At 54.1% G+C, this 25363-nt stretch carries 24 protein-coding genes; 7 read left to right on the top strand and 17 right to left on the bottom strand.

The annotated features are described in order from the left end of the window. Positions 1-375: 375 nt before the first annotated feature. From FJ147_02085 to FJ147_02050, 8 genes are all read right to left on the bottom strand, one after another. Entirely contained in the window at positions 376-1158 is a 783-nt protein-coding gene (locus FJ147_02085) for a crotonase (GenBank protein ID MBM4254667.1), read from the bottom strand. Position 1159: 1 nt separating this feature from the next. Continuing rightward, entirely contained in the window at positions 1160-2116 is a 957-nt protein-coding gene (glpX, locus tag FJ147_02080; GenBank protein MBM4254666.1) for a class II fructose-bisphosphatase, read from the bottom strand. Positions 2117-2146: 30 nt separating this feature from the next. Further along, positions 2147-3370 carry a cofactor-independent phosphoglycerate mutase gene (locus tag FJ147_02075; protein MBM4254665.1) on the bottom strand — a complete coding sequence of 408 codons (1224 nt, stop codon included), beginning with the start codon at positions 3368-3370 and terminating at the stop codon, positions 2147-2149. An 89-nt stretch (positions 3371-3459) separates the two neighbouring features. Beyond that, on the bottom strand, positions 3460-4839 hold the full coding sequence (gene thrC, locus FJ147_02070; protein ID MBM4254664.1) for a threonine synthase: 1380 nt from the start codon (positions 4837-4839) through the stop codon (positions 3460-3462). Positions 4840-4933: 94 nt separating this feature from the next. Continuing rightward, the gene (locus FJ147_02065; GenBank protein ID MBM4254663.1) at positions 4934-6253 is read right to left on the bottom strand and encodes a homoserine dehydrogenase; all 1320 of its coding nucleotides are present in this window, start codon (positions 6251-6253) and stop codon (positions 4934-4936) included. Between the two features lie 2 nt (positions 6254-6255). After that, positions 6256-7461 carry an aminotransferase class I/II-fold pyridoxal phosphate-dependent enzyme gene (locus FJ147_02060; protein ID MBM4254662.1) on the bottom strand — a complete coding sequence of 402 codons (1206 nt, stop codon included), beginning with the start codon at positions 7459-7461 and terminating at the stop codon, positions 6256-6258. A gap of 346 nt (positions 7462-7807) precedes the next feature. Further along, positions 7808-8089, bottom strand: a complete 282-nt coding sequence (locus tag FJ147_02055) for a hypothetical protein (protein ID MBM4254661.1) — start codon at positions 8087-8089, stop codon at positions 7808-7810. Positions 8090-8146: 57 nt separating this feature from the next. Then, the gene (locus FJ147_02050) at positions 8147-9220 is read right to left on the bottom strand and encodes a hypothetical protein (protein MBM4254660.1); all 1074 of its coding nucleotides are present in this window, start codon (positions 9218-9220) and stop codon (positions 8147-8149) included. A gap of 518 nt (positions 9221-9738) precedes the next feature. Here FJ147_02050 and FJ147_02045 point away from each other — a divergent pair. From FJ147_02045 to FJ147_02030, 4 genes are all read left to right on the top strand, one after another. Continuing rightward, entirely contained in the window at positions 9739-10248 is a 510-nt protein-coding gene (locus FJ147_02045; GenBank protein ID MBM4254659.1) for a hypothetical protein, read from the top strand. A gap of 71 nt (positions 10249-10319) precedes the next feature. Continuing rightward, a complete protein-coding gene (locus tag FJ147_02040) occupies positions 10320-11135 on the top strand; it encodes a hypothetical protein (GenBank protein ID MBM4254658.1) in 816 nt (271 codons plus the stop codon). A gap of 293 nt (positions 11136-11428) precedes the next feature. After that, complete coding sequence (locus tag FJ147_02035; GenBank protein MBM4254657.1) at positions 11429-11746, top strand: hypothetical protein; 318 nt, start codon at positions 11429-11431, stop codon at positions 11744-11746. Between the two features lie 189 nt (positions 11747-11935). After that, the gene (locus FJ147_02030; GenBank protein MBM4254656.1) at positions 11936-13090 is read left to right on the top strand and encodes an MFS transporter; all 1155 of its coding nucleotides are present in this window, start codon (positions 11936-11938) and stop codon (positions 13088-13090) included. A 63-nt stretch (positions 13091-13153) separates the two neighbouring features. Here the strand turns inward: FJ147_02030 and FJ147_02025 are convergent, their stop codons facing one another. The 9 genes from FJ147_02025 to FJ147_01985 form a co-directional block, all read right to left on the bottom strand. Beyond that, positions 13154-14509, bottom strand: coding sequence for a hypothetical protein (locus FJ147_02025; GenBank protein ID MBM4254655.1), 1356 nt, complete (start codon positions 14507-14509; stop codon positions 13154-13156). A 149-nt stretch (positions 14510-14658) separates the two neighbouring features. Next, complete coding sequence (locus tag FJ147_02020) at positions 14659-15387, bottom strand: VacJ family lipoprotein (GenBank protein ID MBM4254654.1); 729 nt, start codon at positions 15385-15387, stop codon at positions 14659-14661. A gap of 57 nt (positions 15388-15444) precedes the next feature. Continuing rightward, a complete protein-coding gene (locus FJ147_02015; GenBank protein MBM4254653.1) occupies positions 15445-16743 on the bottom strand; it encodes an NAD(P)/FAD-dependent oxidoreductase in 1299 nt (432 codons plus the stop codon). A 24-nt stretch (positions 16744-16767) separates the two neighbouring features. Continuing rightward, positions 16768-17994, bottom strand: a complete 1227-nt coding sequence (locus FJ147_02010; GenBank protein MBM4254652.1) for a hypothetical protein — start codon at positions 17992-17994, stop codon at positions 16768-16770. A 4-nt stretch (positions 17995-17998) separates the two neighbouring features. Then, the gene (locus FJ147_02005) at positions 17999-19294 is read right to left on the bottom strand and encodes a beta-ketoacyl-[acyl-carrier-protein] synthase family protein (protein MBM4254651.1); all 1296 of its coding nucleotides are present in this window, start codon (positions 19292-19294) and stop codon (positions 17999-18001) included. Then, positions 19207-19500 (bottom strand): acyl carrier protein, encoded by a 294-nt coding sequence (locus FJ147_02000; GenBank protein ID MBM4254650.1) that lies wholly within the window; start codon positions 19498-19500, stop codon positions 19207-19209. The genes FJ147_02005 and FJ147_02000 overlap by 88 nt, the downstream gene beginning before the upstream one ends. Positions 19501-19542: 42 nt before the next feature. Next, positions 19543-20490: a hypothetical protein gene (locus tag FJ147_01995; GenBank protein MBM4254649.1), complete on the bottom strand. Its 948-nt coding sequence runs from the start codon at positions 20488-20490 to the stop codon at positions 19543-19545. Further along, positions 20487-21707: a beta-ketoacyl-[acyl-carrier-protein] synthase family protein gene (locus FJ147_01990; GenBank protein MBM4254648.1), complete on the bottom strand. Its 1221-nt coding sequence runs from the start codon at positions 21705-21707 to the stop codon at positions 20487-20489. The genes FJ147_01995 and FJ147_01990 overlap by 4 nt, the downstream gene beginning before the upstream one ends. Further along, positions 21673-22602 (bottom strand): lysophospholipid acyltransferase family protein, encoded by a 930-nt coding sequence (locus FJ147_01985; GenBank protein MBM4254647.1) that lies wholly within the window; start codon positions 22600-22602, stop codon positions 21673-21675. Before FJ147_01985 ends, FJ147_01990 begins: the two co-directional genes overlap by 35 nt. A 263-nt stretch (positions 22603-22865) precedes the next feature. Between FJ147_01985 and FJ147_01980 the strand changes: the two genes are divergently transcribed. The 3 genes from FJ147_01980 (at position 22866) to FJ147_01970 (ending at position 25237) form a co-directional block, all read left to right on the top strand. Continuing rightward, complete coding sequence (locus FJ147_01980; GenBank protein MBM4254646.1) at positions 22866-23273, top strand: hypothetical protein; 408 nt, start codon at positions 22866-22868, stop codon at positions 23271-23273. 271 nt (positions 23274-23544) lie between these two features. Next, positions 23545-24969: an acyl--CoA ligase gene (locus FJ147_01975; GenBank protein ID MBM4254645.1), complete on the top strand. Its 1425-nt coding sequence runs from the start codon at positions 23545-23547 to the stop codon at positions 24967-24969. 4 nt (positions 24970-24973) lie between these two features. Then, entirely contained in the window at positions 24974-25237 is a 264-nt protein-coding gene (locus tag FJ147_01970; protein MBM4254644.1) for an acyl carrier protein, read from the top strand. The last annotated feature ends 126 nt before the right edge of the window (positions 25238-25363 follow it).

Raw genomic sequence — 25363 nt, 5'->3', positions numbered from 1 at the left:
ACCGTGTTGCCCCGCCGCTGGGTGGTGGAGCGGTCCTTCGGTTGGCTGGGGCGCTAGCGGCGCTTGTGTCGGGACTTCGAACATACCACCGTTTCCAGTGACGCTATGGTGTACTTGGCCAGTATCCGGCGCACGCTGCGGATGGTGACGACGGAAAATACGAATTAAAAAACACTTTCTAAGAAATTTACATGCCATTGCCTTTAGTCTAGAGGGTGGTCGTCCACTCCAGCACTCGGCTGGGCGGGTGTTGATGGGTGGGGAGCCGTTGGTGCCGTCGTTTTAGCGGTGGGTCAAGAATACCCCGCTCACCTGTAGCGTGCAGAAAGGTGAGCGGGTTCTGAGGTGCGAGGGCTGCCTCATTTACCAGAGGATTTACTTCCCGGTAAACTTCGCATCGCGCTTTTCGAGAAAGGCGGTCATACCTTCGACTTTGTCAGCGGTCGAGAATGTCAAAGCAAAAGCCTCATTCTCGAAACGGCTGCCATTATCAAGGTCCATGTCGATACCGGCGTTGATGGCTTCTTTCGCCTGTTGAATCGCAATCGGCGGCTTGGAAGCCAGTTTCTTCGCTACTGCTTTGGCTTCGTTCATGAGTTCTGCCAATGGCACAACTTTATTGGCTAAGCCATAACGAAGCGCGGTCTCAGCATCGATCATATCGCCGCTGTAGATCAACTCACGAGCGAGCGGCAGTCCGATACGACGAGCCAGACGTTGCGTGCCACCAAATCCGGGAATGATGCCCAGATTGATTTCTGGCTGCCCAAATTTTGCTTTATCTGCAGCAATAATCAAATCACACGCAAGAGCAAGTTCAGTTCCACCACCCAGTGCAAAGCCATTGACCGCAGCAATCACCGGAATCGGTAGAGTTTCAAGCGAGCGCATGACGCCAAGTCCATGAGCAGAGAAGGTCTTTCCTTCCGTCGCACTCATAGTGACCATCGCCGAAATATCAGCACCAGCGACAAAGGCGCGGTCGCCAGCGCCGGTAATGATCAAACAACGAATTGACGAATCGTTTCGCACCGATTCGACACACGCGCCAATCTCACGCACAGTCGCGGGATTGAGCGCATTCAAGCTCTTCGGACGGTTGACCGTCAGGACGGCAATTGCCCCATCTTTCTCGAACACAATGTTTTCATACGCCATATTAATACTCCGGATGCACGTCAAAATGATGGAAGGTTTCCATGAAACGGATCGTGTGGGTCTTCGACCGCATCACGACAGAATTCGTTGCCGCACCACCACGAAAGAAACGGACACCTTTCAGATATTCACCGTTCGTGATTCCTGTCGCGGCAAACATGACATTGCCACTGACCATATCCTTGATCGTGTACTTTTTGTGAAAATCGTAAATTTCCATTCGCCGAAGCTGGTCAGCCTCTTCTTGATTCCGCGGCCGAAAGCGACACTGAATATCCCCACCAAGGCAATACAGCGCCGCTGCCGCCATAATCCCTTGTGCCGCCCCTCCAGTCCCTACGAGCATATCGACACCCGTATCTTCGCGTGTGGTCGCCAATGCCGCAGAGAGATCGCCATCGCTGATCAGTCTGACACGGACACCGGTTTGGCGCAGCTCAGTAATTAACTGTTCATGGCGCGGACGATCAAGCAACACGACCGTTAGCGTTTCAACCCGCACTTTCTTCGCATCGGCCAAGGCAAACAGGTTCTCTTTCACAGACTTGTCGAGATTAATCACGCCTTTGCCAGCCGGGCCGACAGCAATCTTTTCCATGTACACATGTTGTGGACAGCGCAGAAAACCACCATGTTCAGCGATCGCCACAACCGAGATGGTATTGGGACCGCCTGTAGCACACGATGTCGCCCCTTCAAGCGCGTCCAGTGCAACTTCGATCTCTGGTCCTTTCCCTGTTCCTAGAGTTTCACCAACATAGAGGACAGGGATCAGATCGGCTTCCCCTTCGCCAATGACAATACGGCCATTGAAATCGACATCAGGAAACAATTTGTACATTGCTACCGCAGCGGCCTCGTCCACTGCAGCTTCGTCGCCGCGCCCCATCAGTTCCGCAGAAGCTAATGCCGCAGCCTCGGTTACTCGCACAACTTCCAGAGCTAAGTTGCGATCCATATGCTGCGCCCTCCGTATTGGTTCTTGCTTTTAAGCAGAGACGGCTTCCCCACGAACAAAGCGGTCAAGAATCTGCCACGCTTCACGAACAACGATCCCGGTTTCTTTGGCACTGGTTTCGTTGTAACACACAGGTTTTTGCACTCCGCGTTTCATATCGTCTGAGGAAAGTATAGCAAACGGCACGGGATCGTCGGAATGCGTCTTGATCGCACACGGAGTCGCATGGTCAGGCATCAAAAGTACGCGCCATTCAGGGAATTCACGCAGTCCATCGAGAATCGTGCCCACGACTTTTTGGTCGAAATCTTCGAGCGCTTGCACCTTCTTATCCGGTGCCCCCATGTGCCCAGCCTCATCTGTCGCTTCGACATGCAAAAAGAGGAAATCCTTTTTCCGCAATTCGGCGAGACCATACTGCGCTTTGCCTAGATAATTCGTATCAAGAAATCCGGTCGCTCCAGGAACGAGAATCACTTCGAGTCCAGCCAGCACCCCAATCCCACGCACGAGGTCAACCGCAGAAATGACTGACCCCTCGCAACCAAACCGCTCTTTGATCGTCGGCACCGCAGGGCGTCGTCCCTGGCCCCACAACCAAATTGTCGAGGCTGGTCTTTTTCCATTCTGTTGCCGCTTTTTGTTGACCGGATGACCGGCCAGAATCGTTCGCGAGCGTTGCATGAGGTCGCACAAACGCTCACTGCCTTCACCAGCCGGGAAATAATTTGCCGTTGGTTGGTCGGTAATATCGTGCGGTGGCGTGGTCTGCATTTTTTCTTTGCCACCGTGCCACACCATCAGATGACGGTAACTCACACCTGGGTAGAAGGAAATGTCGTCTGTTCCCAGCTCGGCGTTGACCGCACGAATCAACTCCGCTGCTTCTTCACTGGTGATATGACCAGAGGAAAAGTCGACCATTGTTTCTTCGTTGTTGGCACCAGTACCAAGCGTGACCAAGTTACAACGAAACGCAATGTCGGTTGGACTCAGTTCCACACCCATACTGGCGGCTTCAATCGGCGAGCGCCCAGTATGGTATTGGCGGGGGTCATAACCGAGAAGGCTCATGGTCCCGACATCACTCCCTGAGGGATACCCCTCAGGAATCGTATGCGCCATTCCCAGCACACCCAGTGAGGCGATACGATCCATATTCGGGGTACGAGCGTATTCCAGTGGGGTTTTGTTGCCGAGTTCAGCAATCGGCCAATCGGCCATGCCATCACCTTGGAGTACTATGTATTTCATCTTTTCTTCCTCGGCTTTCAGCCTTCAGCTTTCAGCTCTTAAAATTTCTTCCTTACTGAGGCTGAACGTTGAGCGCTGACAGCTCATAGCTATTTTTCAAGTGCCCGATAAATCGCATCCCGTGCCTGCCCATAATCTGCTGGCAACTCAACTGGTCGGTTCGCATGTCGAGAAGTAAATCCACGGAGTTGCCCCTCATGATAGCGACGCTTGAAGTCAGTGAACTTCAAGCCGTGCGCAGTGGAAATCACCACGACTTTCTCATGTCGCTGAACCCATTTTCTCTCCAGCAGTTTGAACAGCACAGCCAACGCTACACCAGTATGTGGGCAGTTAAAAAGCCCAGTGCGATCTGCCAAAGCGGCAGCATCAGCTAATTCTTCTTCACTCGCTTGTTCCACTACACTATCGAACGCTTTCAAGGTCGATATCGCGCGATGGATACTGACCGGGTCGCCAATTTGAATCGCTGAAGCGAGCGTCTTTTTTGCACGGATCGGTTTATAAGTAGCAAAATCGGACTGGAAACTGCGGTAGAGCGGATTGGCGTGTTGCGCTTGGGCACACACCAACCGAGGCAACCGATCGATCATGCCGAGATCTCGCATGAGCAAAAAGCCGCGCCCGATAGCAGAGATATTGCCAAGGTTTCCGCCAGGGACAACCACCACATCGGGGACAGCCCAATCACACTGTTGCACGATTTCCAAGGAAATGGTCTTCTGCCCTTCCAAACGGAGACTATTCATGGAATTGGCCAGGTAGAGATTCTCTTTGGTACACAGCTCACGCACAATCCGCATACACCCATCGAAGTCGGTATCCAACGACAGCGTCAGTGCACCATTGGCCAGGGGTTGAATGAGCTGAGCGGTCGAGACTTTATTGCGCGGCAAAATAACGATGGCGGGAATACCTGCAGCAGCACAGTAAGCAGCAAGCGCCGCAGAAGTATCCCCAGTCGACGCACAGGCAACGGCAGGGATTTTGGTTCCTTCGGCAATCATCTGTTTGACCATCGACACCAAAACGGTCATGCCCAGATCTTTGAATGAACCGGTATGCGAATTCCCACACTGTTTGACCCAGAGATCCTCAAGGCCAACTTGCTTGCCCAGTCGTTCCGCCCAGAAGAGATTGGTGGCTCCTTCGTACATCGAAACAACATTGGAGTCTTCGACCGATGGGCACACCATTTCTTTCTTCCCCCACACACCACTTCCATACGGGTAGGTCGTCCGACAATAGCGATCATCGAACAGTCTTTTCCATTCAGGCGCTGAACGGCGCCTCAGTGCAGTGAGGTCATGATGGACATCCAACAAACTGCCACACTTCGGGCAATAGTAAATGATCTGATTGATTGGCAACTCACCACTACAGCCCGCGGCACACGCAAACCAGGCGCGGAATGTCGGAACCACTGATGAAGGGAACGGCGTTCGTTCAGAAAATGCGATATCAGTCATCGTCGTATTCGCGTTTCTGTTCCTCCTCCGTCACACGAAAGAGGCTCTGTAAATTCCCCAGGTAAAGGCGCCCCGTCGGAGCGTCTCTCCATCACTATCCCAAATTCTCCTCAATACGAATCGAGACGGATTTTCCTTGGACAATGGGCAGTTCATCAACCTGCCGTAAGGCAGCTTTCAAGTTGCGCTCTCGGGCCGCATGCGTCCGCATCACTAGTGGAACCGACTCATCTCCCTCGCTTCGATCGCGCTGGATCACTGCAGCGATACTGATGCTCTGTTCCCCAAGAATACCAGCGATCTTGGCTAAAACGCCAGGACGATCAACCGCCATAAAACGCAAGTAGTATTCGCTCACGACATCATCGATAGAACGAAAGGAAGCCAACCGCAGGTCCTTCCACGCGTAGCCTAACGGCGACACGCGCACCTCACTGGCAGCACTCCGATTGTGAGCAATCTCAATCACATCAGAAACAACTGCAGTCGCTGTCGGCATCCCCCCTGCCCCACGACCAAAATACAACGACGATCCGAGTGCCTCACCTTGTACGAAGATGGCATTGTAGGCACCACCAACGCCTGCCAGCAAACTGCGCCGAGGGATCATCGTCGGATGAACGCGCACATCAACCGCACCGTCTTCATCTTTGGCGATAGCAAGAAGCTTGATCGTATAGCCAAAATCTTTGGCGAAAGAGACATCGGTCTGACTGATATGGCGAATGCCCTCGATATAGACGGACTCGAATGGGACACGCACGCCAAACGCCAGCGTCGCTAGCAGTGCCAATTTGTGTGCTGCATCGATCCCGTCAATATCGAAACTCGGATCAGCTTCTGCCAACCCTTGCTCCTGCGCGTTACGGAGAACGGTGGCAAACTCCTCGCCTTGGTCACTCATCGTCGTCAAGATGTAGTTGCACGTGCCATTCACGATGCCGAAAAGCGCATAGTTACGATCGGCAGCCAACCCTTCACGTAGCGTACGGATGATCGGGATACCACCAGCAACCGCGGCTTCAAAGCCGAGATATACACTCTTCGCTTCAGCCGCGGCAAACACTTCCGCCCCGTGCAACGCCAGCAGGGCCTTATTAGCGGTAACCACATCTTTGCCGTGCTTGATCGCTTCGAGAATCAACTCACGGGCGGGATCGATACCACCCATGAGTTCGACGACAATCTCGACTTCAGCATCGGTCACAACATCCCACGGGTCGGTGCTCACCCGAGCCGTGCCCACATCAGGGTGCGGTTTCGTGCGCAGACTACGACTTGCGACGCGAACCAAGCGAACCGGCCGCCCAAGCTTTTTGCTGATTGCGACGGCATTGCGTTGCAGCAATTGGACAACACTGCCCCCGACAGTGCCAAGGCCAATGACGCCGAGCCGTACTTCTCCCCCTGGCATTGCTACCCTACGCTAGCTTTCTTGAGTTCCGGGACGCTGACTCCACCAAAGACTTTGCGGATACCACGTACCGCTTGCCGCGTCCGATGTTCATTCTCAATCAACGCGAATCGCACATAGTCATCGCCATATTCACCAAAACCAATACCAGGAGAGACCGAAACCTTCGCCTCAGTGAGGAGAAGTTCTGCAAACTTCATCGATCCGAGATGTCGGAATTGCTCAGAAATTTCTGCCCACACAAACATCGTGCCCTTCGGCTTGGGAATGTGCCACCCCACCCGGTCCAAGCCATCGATCAAGACATCGCGTCGCCGACGATAGCGTTGGCGCACGCTCTCAACGTAATCCTGTGGCCCGTTGAGCGCATGGATAGCGGCGATCTGCACCGGCTGAAAAATGCCATAATCGAAATAGCTTTTCAGTCGCGACAGTGCCCCGAGAACTTCCTGGTTGCCGCAGACAAAACCGACCCGCCAACCTGGCATGTCGTACGACTTCGACAGCGTAAAAAACTCAACGCCAATGTCTTTGGCTCCTGGTACTTGCAGGAAACTGGGGGGCTGATAGCCATCAAAATACAGGTCGGCATAGGCAAAGTCGTGAATGACAAACAGATTGTTCTCTTTGGCAAAATCAACGACACGGCGGAAGAAATCGAGATCAACTACCGCGGTGGTTGGATTATGCGGAAAGCTCATGAGCAAAAGCTTCGGGCGCGGCCAGCATTGTCGCACGGTGCTCTCCAGCGAGGCGAAGAAATCAGAGCCCGGCACGAGGGGAACCACACGTAGATCGGCATTGGCGATGACGATCGAATACTGATGAATGGGATAGGTTGGGCTCGGGCAAATAGCGACGTCGCCTGGCCCAAGCATCGCCAGCGCAAGATGGGACAGCCCTTCTTTGGAACCGATAGTGACAACCGCTTCACTCTCAGGGTCGAGTTCTACGCCAAAGCGGCGCTTATACCAATTACAGATCGCCAACCGTAGTTTATGAATCCCACGGGATGTCGAATAGCGATGGTTTTGTGGTTTCCTTGCCGCCTCGATGAGTTTTTCGACGACATGGGGAGGGGAAGCGTGGTCAGGATTTCCCATGCCAAAGTCGATGATATCTTCCCCGGCTCGCCGGGCCTCGATCTTCATTTTATCGAGTTGGGCAAACAAATAGGGAGGAAGTCGTTTAATGCGTGGAAAATCCATAGCTGTACCTGTAAGCTCCTCTCATCACTACACTTTCAGTAGGGAAAATTTTGGGTGTCTTTAGGGTATAGTGGATTTCCCACAGGCGGTCAAACACCGCGGACTACCGATTCAGCAGAATCTCCACACACTGCTGCACTGCAGCTTCGGCTTTGGCACGCAAGATGTCATCGTTGTTGTTTGCAATGGGATGAGGAATGACGGCAAAGCGGTACTGTGGAAAACCAGACACCTGTGCCATCACCTGCGCTGTTTGCGAAAACCGATCGGTGATAATTGCAGTCGCGGTAATCCCGATTGTCTCAGCAGAAAGGGCATCGTGCAAACTGCACGATGAACAGCTCCCTCAATCACCCACCGCCGAGATCACGGCATCACACCCCGCCATCTGCGCTACTACCTCAGGTGGCGCTGGTCGACTCGCATCGGGTTTCTTCAGTCGCACTACTTTCGTCACACCATGTTGGGTGCGGAGCAGCTCTTCTGCATAATTCAAAATTTCTTTGACTTTGATCTTGCTGTTATCAAGCAAACCTACTGTACAACCAGCGAGTGAGGTGAGTCCTTTCACAGTTGTGTTGGTTGTCACTGGTTCCTCAAATGTTGGATCGAGAACGCGAATCGGCATAAAAACCTCCGGGAAAGTAGTCAGTAATCAGTAGGGAAAGCAACAAAACCCTGTTGGCTACTGACTACTGGCTACTTCTTCTCCTATGCTGACTACTGTTTTCGTCACCGCATGTGACCACGTTCCAAGCCACGGCGGAATCACCGCACCAAAGCCACCGGCTGGTCCACCTGCAGCGACAACTAATAAATCATCAGGCGAACGGAGCGCAATGAACTCCTGCTCTGGCCCTTTGCCCCGTTCAACGATGTTTTTCTTTCCGACCGTCGCCCATTCTTTACGCAACACTCGGGCGGAACGAAAAATGTATTCGCGAATATCCTTCTTCTGCCAACCTGCGGCGATCAACAACTCGCGTAACTGTTTGGGAATCACGATCGCATAATTTCCTGCCCAAATAGAATACGTCAACATGTTGTGACGAATCTCCGCCGCAAAGGTCTCCATTATTTCTTCCGGGTCTTTGGTCCATTCATTCATAATCTGATGTGGGGATTCGCACGCCATCACGGTCACACCAGATTGACCAGACGCCACACCCCGCTCCTGCGCCAACGGTACCCAGGCACTATCTTCCTCATCCTCAGCAACACAGAACGTGAATTTTCCTGGATGACCGAGGGTTGAACGATCGAGCTGCCCTGGAATGCACCCAAGCACGTTAATGAGCAACAGCCGGATTGCCCGCCCAATCGTGGCATTGGCGCGACTGGCATTACCGAGCGCGTTATGCGTAGTGTGCATGCCAAGAGCCGTACGGACTGGACCATTCACGACAATCAGTTGGGCACTCCCACCGGTGCTTGCCGTGCTCCCATGCAGATTGAACTCTTCGTCACACATCGCTTGCAGTACAGTCACGATCGCCGGCATGTAGGTCGGCAAACAACCTGCCATGACAGCATTGATCGCCACTTTCTCAGCAGTGAGAGGGCGTTGGCGTACGGTTTCAATACCAACGATCTCTCCAGGCGTGAGGTGGACAGATGCTAAAAACTCGCGTACGCGCTCCTCTGTCGGTGGAACGATCGGGAGTCCATCGGTCCAACCTTTTTGCTGATAGAGTTCGTTCACATCAAGCAGGTTGGCAAATTCATACGCGGTGGACGACAGGGTTCCGCTGTGTGCCATTCCCTTCTCCTCAAGCAACAAGATCAACAGTCATGGTGTAGCAAATGTTTGCCCCTACAGGAACTGCAATGAGGCGAGCAGAGAATCGGGGGCTAGCATTGTTGCCTTCCGCTGCACCTGTCCTTTGGCTGACCTGAGACCACCCCTTTTACCCGACTCAGTTCGACAACAAAAATACTCTTGTCTGTATCGTTTCGATAACATTTCTCGGCACAGCTGCGGCTTTATCGCTCGGAACGAAAGCGCCACGACTGCCAAATAGCAAAAGACTCACGCGAAATTCCAGCCTCAGAGAGAAAACAGCGACTACATTGGTTCCGGCACACTTCTTGTTACTCGTCCTTCAGAACAACAACGATCCCCGCTGGCTGCATCGACACCGACAATTATCAGGAGCAACGCACCCATGTGTCATTACTACTCTCGCTGCCCCCGTGCGCCTCCGCAATGCGATGGGTTTAGGTGAAGCGGCAGTGTTTACCAACGTCTTTCTTTTCCGCAGATGACAAGGAGTGACTATGTATCCTATCGCCAGTATCGTATTTGCAGCCAGTGTCTTCGTCTCGACTCTCACCACGCCTGCCTTTGCACAGAAAGAGACCGACGCGTGTCATCCCTCCTCACGTTACGTTTGTCAGCTCAGCGCCGTAGCCGAGATCGACGGCGGTCTGAAGGTCCTGAATAACCCAGTAACCTTCATTGATGTGAACCAAGGGCCAGTCCCTTTTGATGATTTCAATACGTTCGGTTTGGCAGGCGAGGTTGCACTTCAGATTCCGGTGCACGGGAATCCAACGATATTTTTCAGTGCTACATCCAAGGCTCCTGGGGTTGCCAGTGCTGAGACCGTCGTCGATGCCTGTGCTCCGCGTATTACCCTGACGAGCCACCTCGTGCTACCGCCCAGGTTCGGCTTTCAGCAAGAGCGCAGACGTGCAGTGTATACTACGGTAACGTGCGAGGCGTGCCGTCCGGATTCGTTGGTTTGCGGTGACGCCCATGAGGATGGTGCTCTTCTCAGCAAGTAACGTTTTTGCCCGTCCACACCTTCCCCAGGAAGAACGTTCATCAACCCGAAATTGTTACGTAAGGAGAAACCATGACCATTCGCTCTTGCGCAACGTTGATCACTACGTGTGCCATACTGGTCTTCGCACCCTTGTCTGCGCGTGCGGCGTGGGAAATCGATTGGCTCAGTTGTCGCGCTAACGTCGTCTGGGACAATGAAGTAGAGAATCCCAATGATCCGTACAACCCTGGCGGGCTCGTCTTCAATGGAACCGAAACCTGCAATCTCGTTTGGCGCGACGCGTATACCCCCGTTAGTAGTGTTTGCACTGACTGTTACACTGGCCCAATTATTACTCCTCCACCACCGTGTACGAACAAGATAGAGGCAATCGAAGCACGGTTCCGCGAGGCCCTCCTTGGTGGTGGCATCTACTCTAATGGTTTGGCCTGTGTCTCAACAGTGTTTAATGTTGCAAACGACAGTAATCTACTGCGAAATGTCGGTAACCGCATACGCAACACCTTTGACTCCACCTTTAACGTAGATAAATGGATGGAAATTGTGGTCACCGGTAAGTTTTCGGAACCCGTCGCCGCGTCCGCATTGGTTGACGTCAGGTACAACAGTGAGGAAGCTACCGGGCCAGAGGCAGCAATCCTCACGGTCACCGGTCCGTTGAGATCGGTTCCGAATTCGAATCGCATCAATCTCACGTTCTACCAAAACGCCTGCTCAGAGCTACCTGCCGCCACAAATGCGGCCGGCATATCAGCAGCAGCAGGGCAGTTACTGAGTCATCTCGCCTCCCGCATTCTCAACGTATCAGATCTCTCTGAGGCACAGGCTCGTAACCTCCTCGAAAAGTGTGGCATCATTTCCCCTGCTCCAAGCCCAACTCCATAGCCAACGACCCGCCCACGGCGCGTACCAGGAGATGAGGAGTAACCTTTCGAGTGGGCCAGTGTCGTCGCCGCGACACCATGACACTGAGATCGTAGGTTTGTGCGAAGCGAAGAGCATTCGGAAGAGCTTCTTCTCTTCGCACCTCTCCTCTCCCTACAATCCCCTGTTTCTTTCGGTACGTTTCTTGATCCATAATCATGCGACGTTGATTGTTTCAACGTTTACCGATAGCAGATCAAGAGGCCAGGAGATCAGGAGCGCAAACCGCTCGGGCCAGGCAAGGAAGAAGACATATGACCTATAGGGAATGCCGCTACTGGTTAACGCTGAGTACGATCGTGTTCCTCATTTTCACGAGTTGCTCTCGACATCGCCCACGACCTGCCCCCCTCCCACCAACACCAGAGACCAGTCTACAACAAGATTCACAGCGTCAACGTCGCGAGGTCAATCGCCCCAAACGGGCGCGGCAAAAAGCCCAGACGGTACGCAAAGCACCAACCGAACGAAAAGCCGCAACCAAACAACAACCCGCAGAGCCAGAACTGCTTTCAGAGCAGCAACCGCCGTCAAAGCCACAACCACTCCCAGAATGGGGTGAGGAGGAATAAGCCAGCGAGACGTTGTCAATCGCGGATTTGCAACATCCACTCTTCCCCGCCTTCCACCTGACAATCCTCAACACGTGACAAATCGCCCCTGCCGTTTATCCGCACCGCGATCCTTGCTACACCCGTTCGGTGTTTTCTTATCGTACTTCTTTACTGGCCTCCGAGCGTTACCGCTGGTACGCACTCGGCATGACAACCCTGGGACAAGCGGCGGCGAATATCCTCGCCTCAGCGTTTGGGCCGCTTGCGCCCTTTCTCCAAGACGATTTACACATCAGCCGAGCGGAAGTCGGTCTCGTTTCGACAGCTGTGTTTCTCACCGCAGCACCATCTGCCTTGTTTGGGGGACGAGCAGCGGATCGTGTCGGCGAACGGCAGGTATTGATCCTCTCGGGCCTTATGGGCGCGCTCGCAGCACTGGCAGTTTCGTGGAGTAGTGGACTCTGGAGTCTGGTGCTGGGCTGCTTAGCACTCGGATTGGGGAATGGAATGCAAAATCCAGCTGGCAGCGCTGCGATCATGCGTTGGTTTCCGCAACATCAGCGCGGTCTCGCGATGGGTATTCGCCAGACTGGCGTCCCTATCGGTGGGATGCTCGCCGCGGGCGTTGCGCCAGTGCTGGCGTTATATTACGGCTGGCGCTCCGCATATCTCGCAGGCGGCCTGCTATCTTTTATTGGTGCGCTCTTGGTTGTTTTTGCCTACTTTGATCCACCACGGAAGCAGGCAGCGGGCGCCACGCCAGTGCGCTCGTTTCGCGATTTGATGCGCGACCGACAGCTCTTACTCTTAGCGCTGATCTTCAACTGCCAGGTCTTCGCGCAGATGGCCGCGACAACCTATTTTGTCCTCTTTCTGCATGAAACATTTGCGGTCTCGGTCGTCACTGCCGGCGTCCTGTTTGTCGTGGTCAATATCGCCGCAATGATTGCCCGCATTGGGTGGGGGTTAGTGAGCGATCGGCAGTTTCAGGGGAAACGACGTCCTGTCTTGGTCATCATCATTGCCCTCACAGTTTGCAGCACGCTCGGGGCAGCGCTCGTTCCCGCGCAGACACCGCTCTGGCTGGTCGGGGTTCTTGCCGTTCTTTTCGGAATCTCAGCTTTCGCCTGGACCGGGATTCTCGGGACCTTAGTCATTGAAATCGTGGGGGCAGAGTCCGCTGGCACTGCGATCTCACTCGTGCAAGGTCTCTCTATGCCAGCAACACTGCTGGCACCTCCCTTGTTCGGCTTGCTCGCTGACATAACAGGAAGTTATCGTACCTCTTGGCTTGTCTTGACAGTCATCGGCATGGTCGGGTTATTCTCGTTACGATGGGTCACCGAAAAAGAGGTGGCTTGACCTCAGGCAACACACGCCGACGCATGACACCAAGCGAAAGCGAGTCCAACTCGTGTCCCTACGTCAATTCGGATATTCAATCCAACTGACCCCGTTCGCTGGCGGCGTGAGATCGAACTCAACCGGCCCGAGAATGTTCCCAGGGTTCGTCACAGTTTCGTAGCCGACATTACTACTGGTAGTCCATGCGGCAACACCAACCGGGACATTCTCTAAAACTAGTGGCACGCAATTCGGTCCTGCTGTCGTACATGTCGAAACAATCTTACCAGTGAGATCGGTCCAGCCTGTATAGGACACAAAGCCATCACCATCAGTGTCAAGTGCTCGTGGGATATTCACGAGCAGGTCGTACACCAAGTGTTCGCTGCTATTGAAGCGACAGGTACGGTCCTGACAAATGAAGGTTTGTTGGCCTGGGTTTTGGCGATCCAGCCCTCCCCACTCATCGTAGGTCCAAATCTTGTACCCTAACAGACGGTTAGACCCATACTTGGGAGCGAGTGGATCATCGGTTGACCAATACCCGATATTATCGCCACCACGAATACTCCCACGACAGCCAAGACAAGCATTCGTACTGGCAAAAAAGGCATTGTCCTCGGCGAGATTGAAAGCACGATAGGGCTCATCATCCACTTGTTGATTCTCACTTCCAGGCGGGTCACTGGGCAGCGGCAAGCGTTGACCAGTACCATACGGTGCGCGCACAATTCCAAAGTTACTATGTCCACCGGTGCGCACGATCCCACAGCGGCCTGTCTTGGTGCAGACTTGGACTTCGGCAAAAAACGAATGCATGGGGATAATCGCATCTTGCACCCCACCCAATAAGTGATACTGCATACGGAAGGCCCGGACACAATGCGGTGGCGGTTGTACGTATCCATAGTCATGCTCACACCGGAGCTGGCTATTCCAGGCATACTTGTAACCTTGGTGTTTATGATGATTCTCGGACCCACCACCAGTTTCCCACGGATACGAGATCGCCTGTCCCCCCAGCTGACCAGCAGGCCCGAAGATATTGGCAACCGCAGCAGGATCAGCATTATGTGTATGATTATAGTGACACCCACGCCGGTAATCCCATAAACCGTGCCACGTAGCGGCATTGTGATCAGGGCACGCTGGAGCACCAGCATAGAGTTCGATCCGACCAGCCGTTGGCCGTGTGTCGATACATTCGAGTGTCGCCCGTAAGGGATCAGGCTTGCCATTGGGTAACGTCGGACGTTTGACAGAAAGCGCCGTCCCTTCACAACGTACTGGAACGCGGCTGTTCTTGGGCACCACGACCTCAGGCAATGTCGCAATTGCGTCCGCTGCCCAGAGGAGACTGTCACAGAAAATGAAGGAAGGGATTCCGCCACCGCATAAGAGCAAAAAGAGGAAGAGCCGTAATCGCAGTTTTTTCATGCAGGCTCCTTTCTGGGTGAGGTTTCTTCCCGCGCACTGTGAGTGTAGCGACAGAAAGAAAAATAGCCAAAAAGGAGCTAGAAAGAGATTATCGTATCAGTGGAAAGGAAAATAATCCTTCAATCATACGCTGGCTCTCGTGCTGACTGTCATTCCGCAATCTGCTTCGCGCGGATTTGCAAGTAGCCATCCTGTACAGCACCATATTGGTCAACCGCGTATTGATCGATATTCTCAAAGAGTTGCTTGTTCAACGAACGGGAGTTGATCGCCCCAACAGTGGTGGTTCCGCCACGTACAGCAAGCAATTGCAGCGTCGAGAGGAAATACGTCATCGGGTTCATTGCCCCATCAGCCGCGACTCCGACAACATCACGAACAGTCGAGGGACCATAAAACGGCAGCACCAGATAGGGACCGGAAGATACGCCATACACAGCCAACGTCTGGCCAAAGTCTTCTGGACTCTCCTTCCATCCCAACAGCGGCTCCGCAACCTCGACAAATCCGGCACCGCCGAGAGTCGTATTGACCAGAAAGCGCCCCACCTCTTGTCCGGCCTGCGGCACTTTCCCCTGAAAAAGATTGTTGGCAAAACGTCCGACCACTCCTAAGTTGCGCAGGAACCGTTGGACGCCTGGTTGGGCAACATTCGGCATGACCGCGTCATACTTTCTAGCGATCGGCAACAGGACATATTCATCCATTTTGAGATTGAACTCGAACATCGGCTGATTAAAGCTCACCAGCGGGTCTGGTGTGGGCTCTGGTGGCGGCTCTGGCGCGTTGTCAACGGCAGCTTGCGCAATCGCCGGCGACACCGACAACCCAACACTCAGAAGACTGATCCCTACGACCAAAAGAAGCTGTACAACCATAGGAGGCTCCTCTCTCTGTTCTTCCTTATTCGCTCTTGGCGTAAAGGGCAAATGCCTTTACCACGACCGCCGTGATGCGACCGAGAGACCTGTCGCCCAGCGAATAGCTTTACGAATATGCACGATACAGAAAAACAGCGCGAGACCAAGACGAAGTTTGAACGGCTTACGATCAAAGCCAGCACCACTCAGCACCCACACGACAGGTCGATCAAGGTGCAGGGGAGGATCTTGCGAGAACAGAATATCTAAGAAGTCAGGATCGTAAAATCGGCTGATAAAAGGAATAAACGATCCCATGCCCCGGCGAAATTGTTTGGCATAGCGCTGGAACCGTCGAGCACGAAAGTCGCGTGCGCGGAAGGCATGGACAATCGCCTCAGTCGCAAGCTCGGCAGAACGCATGGCAAGGAAAACGCCAGTAGAGAAAATAGGGTCAATGAACCCTGCCGCATCACCGACAGAGAGGTAGCGATCCCCGACACACGGTGAGATACGGTACGAGAAATTGGAGACCGGATGGACATCCGTGATACGTTGAGCGTTGGCAATCCCTGCGCTGACACGAGGTGATGACGCCAACACTTCATTATACAAATCCTCAATGGACCCCTTGCGAGACTTCACAACCTGAGAATGCAGCACACAGCCGATACTTTCGCTGCCATTCCCGAACGAAAACCACCACAACCACCCCTGCGGAACGAGGTAAATGCGTGCATTCCCTTCTGGCACGGTTGGGTCTCGTTTCACATCACGAAAATGCGCAAAGAGCGCGACCTTCCCTAAGTGGGGCAGCGGTTCGCGTTTGCCGAACGTCGTCCCCAGAAACGCGTCACGTCCGCTTGCATCAACAAACATCGCAGCCCGCACTTCGCGGGTCTCCCCTTGTGGGACAGTGACCCATGCAGTCACTCGATCTGGGTCGTGTTGCGTCCGGGTGACTGTATGCTGTCGGTACACATGCGCCCCTGAATTCTCCGCATGGCGAAGCAAAAAATCGTCAAAGGACGAGCGAATCACCTGATACGAATTCGCTGGTTGAAATGACAGCTGTTGGAATAAAAATGTGACGCGCCCCCGCCCTTCGTATTCATCGTAGAGGGTTGCTCCAGGTTTAATAATGAGTCCAAGTTGCTGAAGAGCTTCATGACAACCGAGACGATCGAAGATCGGAAGGTTGGCTGGCAGTAGCGACTCGCCAACATGGAAACGAGGAAACGCTTCTTGTTCAAATAAGGCAACGCGAAATCCTTGTTTCGTCAGCAGCGTAGCAGCGGTTGAGCCAGCCGGGCCACCGCCGACAATAATAACATCATATACGCTCTCATCTTTGAGGTCTGGGGTAGTCATCACGATTTACTCGTCTCTTCTTTGGGTTTAGTGAGTGGATGGCGGTCCGATCAGGAGCGCCGTTTGGACTCCGCCACGGGCAAGTCCATGAACAAGAACAACGCCAGGAGATGACGTTTCAGACTGCCGTGTAAAACGGACGTCAGTTCGGATAGGCCGATCAAGATACGAAAGGGTTGGCAGAAGTCCCTCTCTCGCGGTGATACTGGCAGCCGCAACCCGGAGTGCCCCAAGACTGCCATATTCACCGGCGAGATGAGTCACTGAAGTCAGGAGTGGACACTCCACGCCAAACGCTTTTGCAATCAACGACAGTTCAGCCGTGTCGTGTTGCGGAGTGCCAGAGCCAGAAAGATACGCAGCCGTGATATCTGCGGAGCGGAGCGTTGCCGAGGCCAACAGCTCGTCGAGCAAGCGATAGTGCAATCGAGCAGGCGACGGATAGCGATACGAACGTGCAGGAACGGCACCCCAGCACGTCTGCTGGACTTCGGCGAGAATCGTGGCGCCACGCGCCTGCGCATGCTCAAGCGTCTCAAGAACTAATGCCGTGGCCCCTTCTCCCAGCACTGGGCCATTGTGTCGTTGATCAAAAGGGCGACAAGCTTCTTCCCCATTGTCGCATGGAGAAGGCACCTGCAAGCGCCCAAGCACTTCATAGAGCGCGGAAAAGAGTTCATCGACACCACACACGATCACTGCTTGTGTGCGATTCGCCGCCAGCAACGTTAGTGCGCGGACGACAGCCAGTTCGCCAGCAACACCCGGTTGGTTGAGTGTGAGTATGGGCCCTTTGATACTCAACGCAAGGCTCACGATCCCAGCCATAGAGTTCATGACCGTGTTCGGAAATAAGAAAGCGCGCAGTCCTCGCGGTCCCCGTTCAAGAAAACTCGCGTCGAATGCTTCCGTTGAGCGCAAGTCGCCGAACTCGGTGCCAATAACGAGCCCGAAGGGATGTAATGTTTCTCCAGGCGCCAATTGCGCTTCAGCCACAGCCTGACGGCAGGCCACAACCGCCATCTGTGTGACACGACTCCAACGACGCCCCTCTTCATCATGCACGAGGTCAGCAGCAGGAACTTCAGCGCCGAGATGACGCTGCAATGCCTCAGTTGTAAAGTTACGAACCGGGGCAATCGCAGTCTGCTGGGTCCGCAACATGGTGGTCACGATCTCAGCTCCACCAACGCCGAACGGACTCACACAGCCAATGCCAGTGATTACAACACGACGAGGAGAGCGCACTGCCATAGTGTTACTCAAGTGTCCGTGGATGACTGAAGATCACACTGACATTCTGGCCGCCAAAGCCAAAGGAATTCGACATGGCGTGATCAACAACAGCAGGGCGAGCGGTATACGGAATACAATCAAAGGGGATCTCAGGGTCAGGTTCACTGAGGTTCGCCGTCGGAGGCAACAGTCCGGCCTCAAGTGCCAGGATGGTCGTCGCTGCTTCCACAGCCCCTGCAGCTCCCATCGTGTGGCCAATCAGCGACTTGGTACCGCTGATCACAACCTTCCCCGCACCAAACACGTGCTCAAGTGCCGCAGATTCAGCCTTGTCGTTCTGCACAGTCCCCGTTCCATGCGCGTTGACATAGCCAATGTCACTCGGAGTTAAGTGCGCCCGTTGCAAGGCTTCACGCATGGCCCGCACCGCCCCTTCGGCATCGGGTGGTGGAGCAATGGGATGGAAAGCATCCGAAGAAATCGCACCACCAGACAGAAAAGCACGAATCTGCGCACCGCGCGCAAGCGCATGTTCATACGACTCAAGGACCAACACCGCCGCGCCTTCACTGACCGACATCCCTCGCCGATCCCGAGCAAATGGACGGCAAGGACTCTTGTCGACCAGCTTGAGGGTATTGAATCCCATGAAACAGATACGGGTCAGACTGTCGACACCACCAGCAAGCCCGACATCGACCATACCAGTGGTAATCAAATCGGCGACAGTCACCAGCGCTGCCGCACTTGAGCTGCACGCAAGAATCGGACTTTCGCGTGGCCCTTCGATGTGAAACTGTCGTGCCAACGCTTCGGTTTGTGCTGCTGGCACCATCGTACGCAAGGCACCGCGGACACGGCGATCATTCTGCTTCTGATAATAATGCTGATACCAGGTTTCGACCTCCAGCATCCCACCACCAGTCCCACCAATACTGACTGCTGCCGTGGTCAAAGCAGAGTCAGGTAAACCCGCCTGCCCTACCGCCTCCTCTCCTGCCGCCAACAAAAAACGGTTCGCTCGTGAGCGCTGAGCAGCACCTAACGACCGCACGGTCGCCTCGGGAACTTGGCCACCAATATTCGAAGGAAACCCTTCTGTCGGAAAGAGTCTGAGGGGGCCGAGCACGCAGGCCCCAGCCGCAAGACCAGCCCACAAGGTGTCACATCCACGTCCATAGGGACTAATGACACCGAGACCAGTGATCACGACATCCCGCGCGTGCGGTTTCACCGCAGACGTTCTCCTGGCAGTTCGGCCTTCATGTGAATAACCAGCTGTGATATTTTTTCTAGACTGGAGAAATGTTCGATCCACCCCTCGTCTGCATCTTCACTAAATTGCAAGCCGAACTCGTCCTCTAGCCCTAAGAGCAGTTCGATACAATCAAGCGAATCAAGTCCCAGACCACCCCGGAGCAATGGAGAATCCGGTTCAAGAGCAGCAACGCGCTCCGGCGCGACACGAAGTCGCTGAGAGAGCATTTTTCTCACCTCGCCAATAATCGCTTCTTGTGTCATCACGCGCACCCCGTCTGATCTCGACTTTTCCCCCAAACGCGTTGTCTAGAGAGAACCACGCGGCCAGCCCACCATCGACCAGGCCTCTCCCCAGTGCGAAATACATAGTATCTGCTCGCGTTGCGTTTCCGCAAGGGCGAGGAGCAAACCAACGAGCGGCGTGGCAGCGAGACACGTACCGGTCCGCGCATTCACTACCGCAAGTGGAAGATCTGCGACTAACGGCCAGTGTGTTTGCAGTTGCCGAGCAATCTCATGACCGTCGCGCAATGTTGGGCCGCAGAGGGCGAGAGCTGGCGTTCCCTGTCTCTCCTGCACGGCCTGAAACAGAGCAGACGTGGCCAATGCGTGCACCAGTCCGCCATTCGTCGCGTTTCCAGCGTCATAACTCACTGTTCCAAGCGTAGGATGACGCTCCAGGAGTACACACAGGGTCGTTTCCACCAAGGGAAAGCTGACCAACCTCCGGGTGAGGAGAAAAAGCTCTTCGCACTCGCTGAAGGTTTCTACCACCAGCACCAGTGCCCGCTCACATTGGCCAGTGTTGAGGAGCGTCACGGCGTGCCACAGCGCCTCAAGCCCGGCATTCGCGCCACTGAGAAAGGAAAGATAGGGGCCAGTGATGTTGAAATACATGCTCACTTCGCCAGGAACGGCACTGGGTGCAGTGTAGGGAAAATAGACAACGCTACTGGCATCGGCATGTAAAAATGACCAGTTGGCTGAGATATATGAGGAGGCACTGGCATACACGAGCGCCGTCCGCTGCCCAGCCAGATCAGCAGCCGACCACGGGCTGTGGCGCAAAGCGGTCTCAACTGCAGCAATAGCCAAGAGGCATTCTCGCGTGGCTCGACGGAGTCGATCATCATCAACTATTAGTGTTGGCAAAGGCAGGATCTGCTTCCCTGCGGCTGCAGCCACGGCATCCTTGGGCAGACTGTGCAGACCTTCCCCCCAGCCAGTGGCCAGACTGACACCGCGAAACATCATACGACTCCCTCAAGCACAAGACAGGCATTACACCCGGCAAATCCAGCCGCAGTTTTGAGACTGATGCGCGGACGAAACACGCGGGTGCTTCCTGGCACATAATCGAGGTCACACTCCGGATCCGGTTCGCCATAGTTCAATGTCGGTGGAATCTGTCCGTGACGCGAGGCCAGGACACACATGATGGTTTCCAACGTTGCTGCGGCTCCCATCGTATGGCCCATGTGTGCTTTGATCGAATTCACCGGTATCGCATACGCACGTGAGCCAAGAACTTTTTTAAAAACACTCGTCTCAACACGATCATTCTGAGGAGTGCCAGTGCCATGGGCACTGATAAAGTCGATGTGCTCAGGGGTCACTTCAGCATTCTGCATAGCCAACCGTATCGTGTGTTCGAGTCCGCGCCCTGCGGTATCAGGCGCACTGATATGGGAACCGTCAGCGCAACTGGCATGGCCACGCAGGAGTGCCAATGGAGAGATGCCTCGTTGTCGCGCGGTAGAGGCTCGCTCCAAGACAACGAGGCCTGCGCCTTCGCCTAATAAAAGGCCGCTGCGGCGGCGGTCAAACGGACGTACTTTATCGCGCGTCAATGACCGCATGCGGTTGAAGCCCTGCATAACAAAGCGACAGAGGATATCGACGCCACCAGCGAGAACCGCACTCACAGTTCCAGCACGCAGCAGATCCGCCGCAATACCAAGGCTGGTTGCTCCTGACGCGCACGCAGTTGAGATCGTCATAACCGGACCAGTGACCCGGAACCAATGTGCCAGATGACGCGTAGGACCGTCATATGGTGCCCCAGTCAACGCATGAAGGTCATGGGGTTTATCCAGAAGCCGTTCGGCTTGGCCAATGCCCCCCAAAGCCGTGCCAATGACGATTCCCAGGCGCTGGTCACTACGTGTCACGTTATTCCATTGAGCCATCTGCAGCGCTTCGCTAGCCGCAGCAATGAGAAATTGCGAGGCTCGACACTCTGGCAACGGAGATGCAGCAGGTCCGACCAACTCCCGCAGAGCTTTGATTTCTCCGCCGTTTTGCACGCGCAGGCCGTCGGTGGAAAACCGCTCGATCCGAGAGATACCACAGGCACCATTGACCAATCCCGACCAATACGAACTCACATCTTGACCGATCGGGCTCACGACGCCCATGCCGGTAATTGCGATCTGATCAGTGGGTTGCAGCGGGAGTATTCCAGACGTCATAAAAATTAAACCACTGGTCAGGAGCCATAGCGATATAATGCTCCAGGACGCGAACCATCTGACGAAGCGCGACGTCTTCGCCTCCACGCTCGACTGGAATCACTTCTCCAATATGCATCTCGTAGAAATAGTCGGGCCGCAGCAAGCAGAAAAACGGGATAACTGGCACTCCAGCCGCGCGGGCCAAAATAAAAGGCCCAACAGGAAACTCGACAGGTTTCCCAAAGAAGTCGACAGCGATATCACTGCGATGGCCGGTCGCGCGGTCCATCTGCACAGCCACCACATCACCACGGCGGAGAGCCATAAGCAATTGGACGAATCCACCAGTATTATCGTTAGAAACAAAACGAAGTGAGGGAGATTGATTCTCGCCCTGGAGGAGGCGCCGTACAACAGCGTGTTGCTCAGGAGAGATGATCACGTGCACGGTTTTCCCAAAAGGACTGAGCAACCGTCCCGCGAGTTCCCAATTCCCCAAATGCGCCGTCGCTGCGACAAATCCTTGATGTGCCTCCAGGATCGGCTGGAATCGCGCAAAATTGTGGATGTGACGGACGTGTCGCTGTTGGACTTCTACGGATTGACGGTTGAGGGACAATAGGTCAGCAAAATAGTAGGCAAAATGACGAAACAGTGACCGCACGGTTTGTTGAATGGTGGCAGGATCAGCGTCAGGAAGAATGTGTGCAAGATTGCGCTGGACTGCGGTATACTCCGCGGGCATACGGCGTTGATAAAAATCCGCCACGACTCTCGCTATGCCAAAACGAAGTGCGCGAGGAAGCAACGGCGCACATAGCGCGACAAACTGATAGAGCGTTCGCCCATCATACGAGTGGGTATACCACCTGGACTTCGGTGGAGATGACACAAGATGCGTTTCCGGTGACATAACAACGGAATAACAAAGAAGGCGATACGCCGTTTTGTGACACTATAGAGAACACGAGCTCATCTCTCAATGGATCTGGCACGAGAACAACACCTTGACAATTCACACGGAAGTTGGTGAGCTTGTCAGGCTTTCTCGGGGCATGGGCTCGCCCTTTTGACGTATGCAGCTTTAGGTAGCATCATCATCATCGTTCGTGCAATGAGGAGGAGGAAAAAATGCAGCGATCACACCGTCCATTGTTTTTCTTTGTCGCTTTAGCGATGAGCGCTTTTTTTGCGACCCCAACTGCGGCACGCGATACCCTACTGAACTTGAGCATTCAAGAGGCCTTGCAAGAAGGCGAACAAAAGTCAGTAATACAAAAAGATGTGAAACTTTTTTTCGCAGGTCAGCCACACCCGGAAGTTGCGAAATCGTTCGGGGAATTTCGCACGAACAAGAAAACCAATGCTTTTAACAAATCAGATAAAGAAGCGTGCCACTGGAATTTCTTCTCGGCTATTAAGTCGTTGCAAGAACGAGCCCTGAAAGAGGGTGGCGATGCCGTAATCGATATCAAAAGCAACTATCGAGATAAGGAGTTCGTCAGTGCCACCGAATTCCAGTGCGGAGCAGGCGCCATCATGGCGGGTGTGGCCTTCAAGGGAACAGTGGTCAAGCTGAAGTAAGGAAAATCGAACCAGATGTGGATTATGATGCCGATTCTCTTTCTCCATCAGGGCAATGACATGAAGTGAAGCGGCAACGTCATGGCGAGCGCAGCGAAGCAATCTCTTGGTTCTCTTCTGCTAACAGCGAGATTGCTTCGTCACTCACGCTCCTCGCCATGACAGCTATTCCTTACCTTCACACCATTACCTTTTCACTAGGGAAGGAACCCATATGCGTAACTCGACATGCTTCCTGCTGCATTTCTAGAGTTGCCCTCCGTCGTCGATCATGAACACCGATTCTGCACTCGTGCGCACATTTCTCCGTACTGCCCAAATCTATCCAGAAGGGATTTTTCTTGACGGCGAGCAGTCCTACACATATAGAAGCGCGGCTGAACAGATCACCAAGCTGGCTCATCAATTTCACAGTGCCGCAAATGGTTCGCCCGTCGTCATTCACGGACTGAACACCTCCACATGGGTGTTCAGTTTCTTAGCGGCACGAGCCGCAGGACTCGTCGTCATTCCGTTTTCCCCAGAAACCACAACAGAACAATGGCATGAACTCGGTGAGACTGTCGGGCCGTTTTATGTGTTTGATGCAACACACGGCATAGGCACCCTCACCAATCCCGCTGGAAAGCGTCGGCACTTTCCAGAACGTGCTGGCTTCTGTTTACCAACCTCAGGTTCAACCGGGGTACCTCGCTTAGCCTTACGTTCAGATGAAAGCCTCCTCATTGAAGGTGAGCGCTACTTACATGGATTCGGCTTTGCACCCGCGGATCGCATTTTAGTCGCTCTGCCGCTCTGCCACGCCTTTGTGCTCGGTCTTGCACTTGGTGGCGCGCTCGTCTCAGGGTGCACGCTCTATCTCACTCCTCGTTTTGTTCCTCGTGTAGCGCAACGTTTGCTGCGTGAAGGAGTGGCGTCGATCGTACCTCTCGTTCCAGCCTCAGCTCGGTTGTTGTGCGCAGCGTTTCGCGATGGAGGAGCACAACCACAGAACCTACAACACATTGTCATTGGCGCTGGCCCTGTTTCTCCAGAACTTGAACGTCACGTGGTGGACCGGCTTGGTCGCGTGCCAGCACGCAATTATGGCAGCTCGGAAACCGGGGCAACATTGGGGACGATTGGGCAAGTTGTTCCTGACGGTGTCACCGGGAGTGCACTCCCAGGGGTCGAAGCCGCAATTATGGGAGACGAGCGACCTGGTTCCTTATTCATACGTGTGACCGCACCGTTTCTCGGGTACGTCTCCCCTACCGCAATCGATGCGAGTCGCGTCAGCCCAGATGGGTGGTATTCTACTGGTGATTTCGCCACTCAGGATGCAAACGGGTGGATCACTGTGACAGGACGACTAGGGGATGGCCTTCGTCGAGGGGGACGTTTTATCCAACCCGCTGAAGTCGAACGTGCGCTCAAAAATCATCCTGAAGTAACAGATGTTGTTGTTGTCGGCAGACGGGATGCCTATGGAGAAGACATTGTTGAGGCCCATATTGAAACCGCCACGACGCGACTCACTATTGAGCACGTGCGACGACATGCGGCACAATATCTTGAGTCATATAAACTCCCGACGGTGTGGCACTTCTATGAACACTTTCCGCGAACCAGCGGAGGAAAACCCGACCGTTCACGTTTCATAAGAAGCGCCAGCCCTACGAAGCTGTACGAGTCTGAAAAATCGAAAGAAGAGTAGCCACATGGAAGAGATCAAAAGTGCCCTCCGTGAGCTATTGGTTGACACGCTGCGGTTGCCAATTGCCCCGGCACAAATCGGCGAAAACGATTTGATTACCCAGTTAGGGATTGATTCTATCGGTCTCATGGAAATCATCACTCAGGTCGAGAATAAGTTTCACATCATCGTAGAAGAGGACGACCTCTCTCCGAGTTTGGTCAATTCTCTCGACACCTTCTCTGCCTATGTCAAAGCGAAACAGCGTGCTGCCGCGGTCAAACAGTGAAAACCTCGCGGCACAGGAGAAGGCGCGATGGTAGGCCCTTGCTGAATGACAGTTGCTTATGAGAACATAGTAGAAGACGAGACGGGGAATGCAGAACCCACACGCTTTTCGGGGGAGTGCGTCGCG

The sequence above is a fragment of the Deltaproteobacteria bacterium genome (assembly GCA_016874775.1).
GTDB lineage: Bacteria > Desulfobacterota > Binatia > Bin18 > Bin18 > VGTJ01.
Note: the sequence above shows the minus strand (reverse complement) of the source record. Positions and strands in the feature narration are given on the sequence as shown.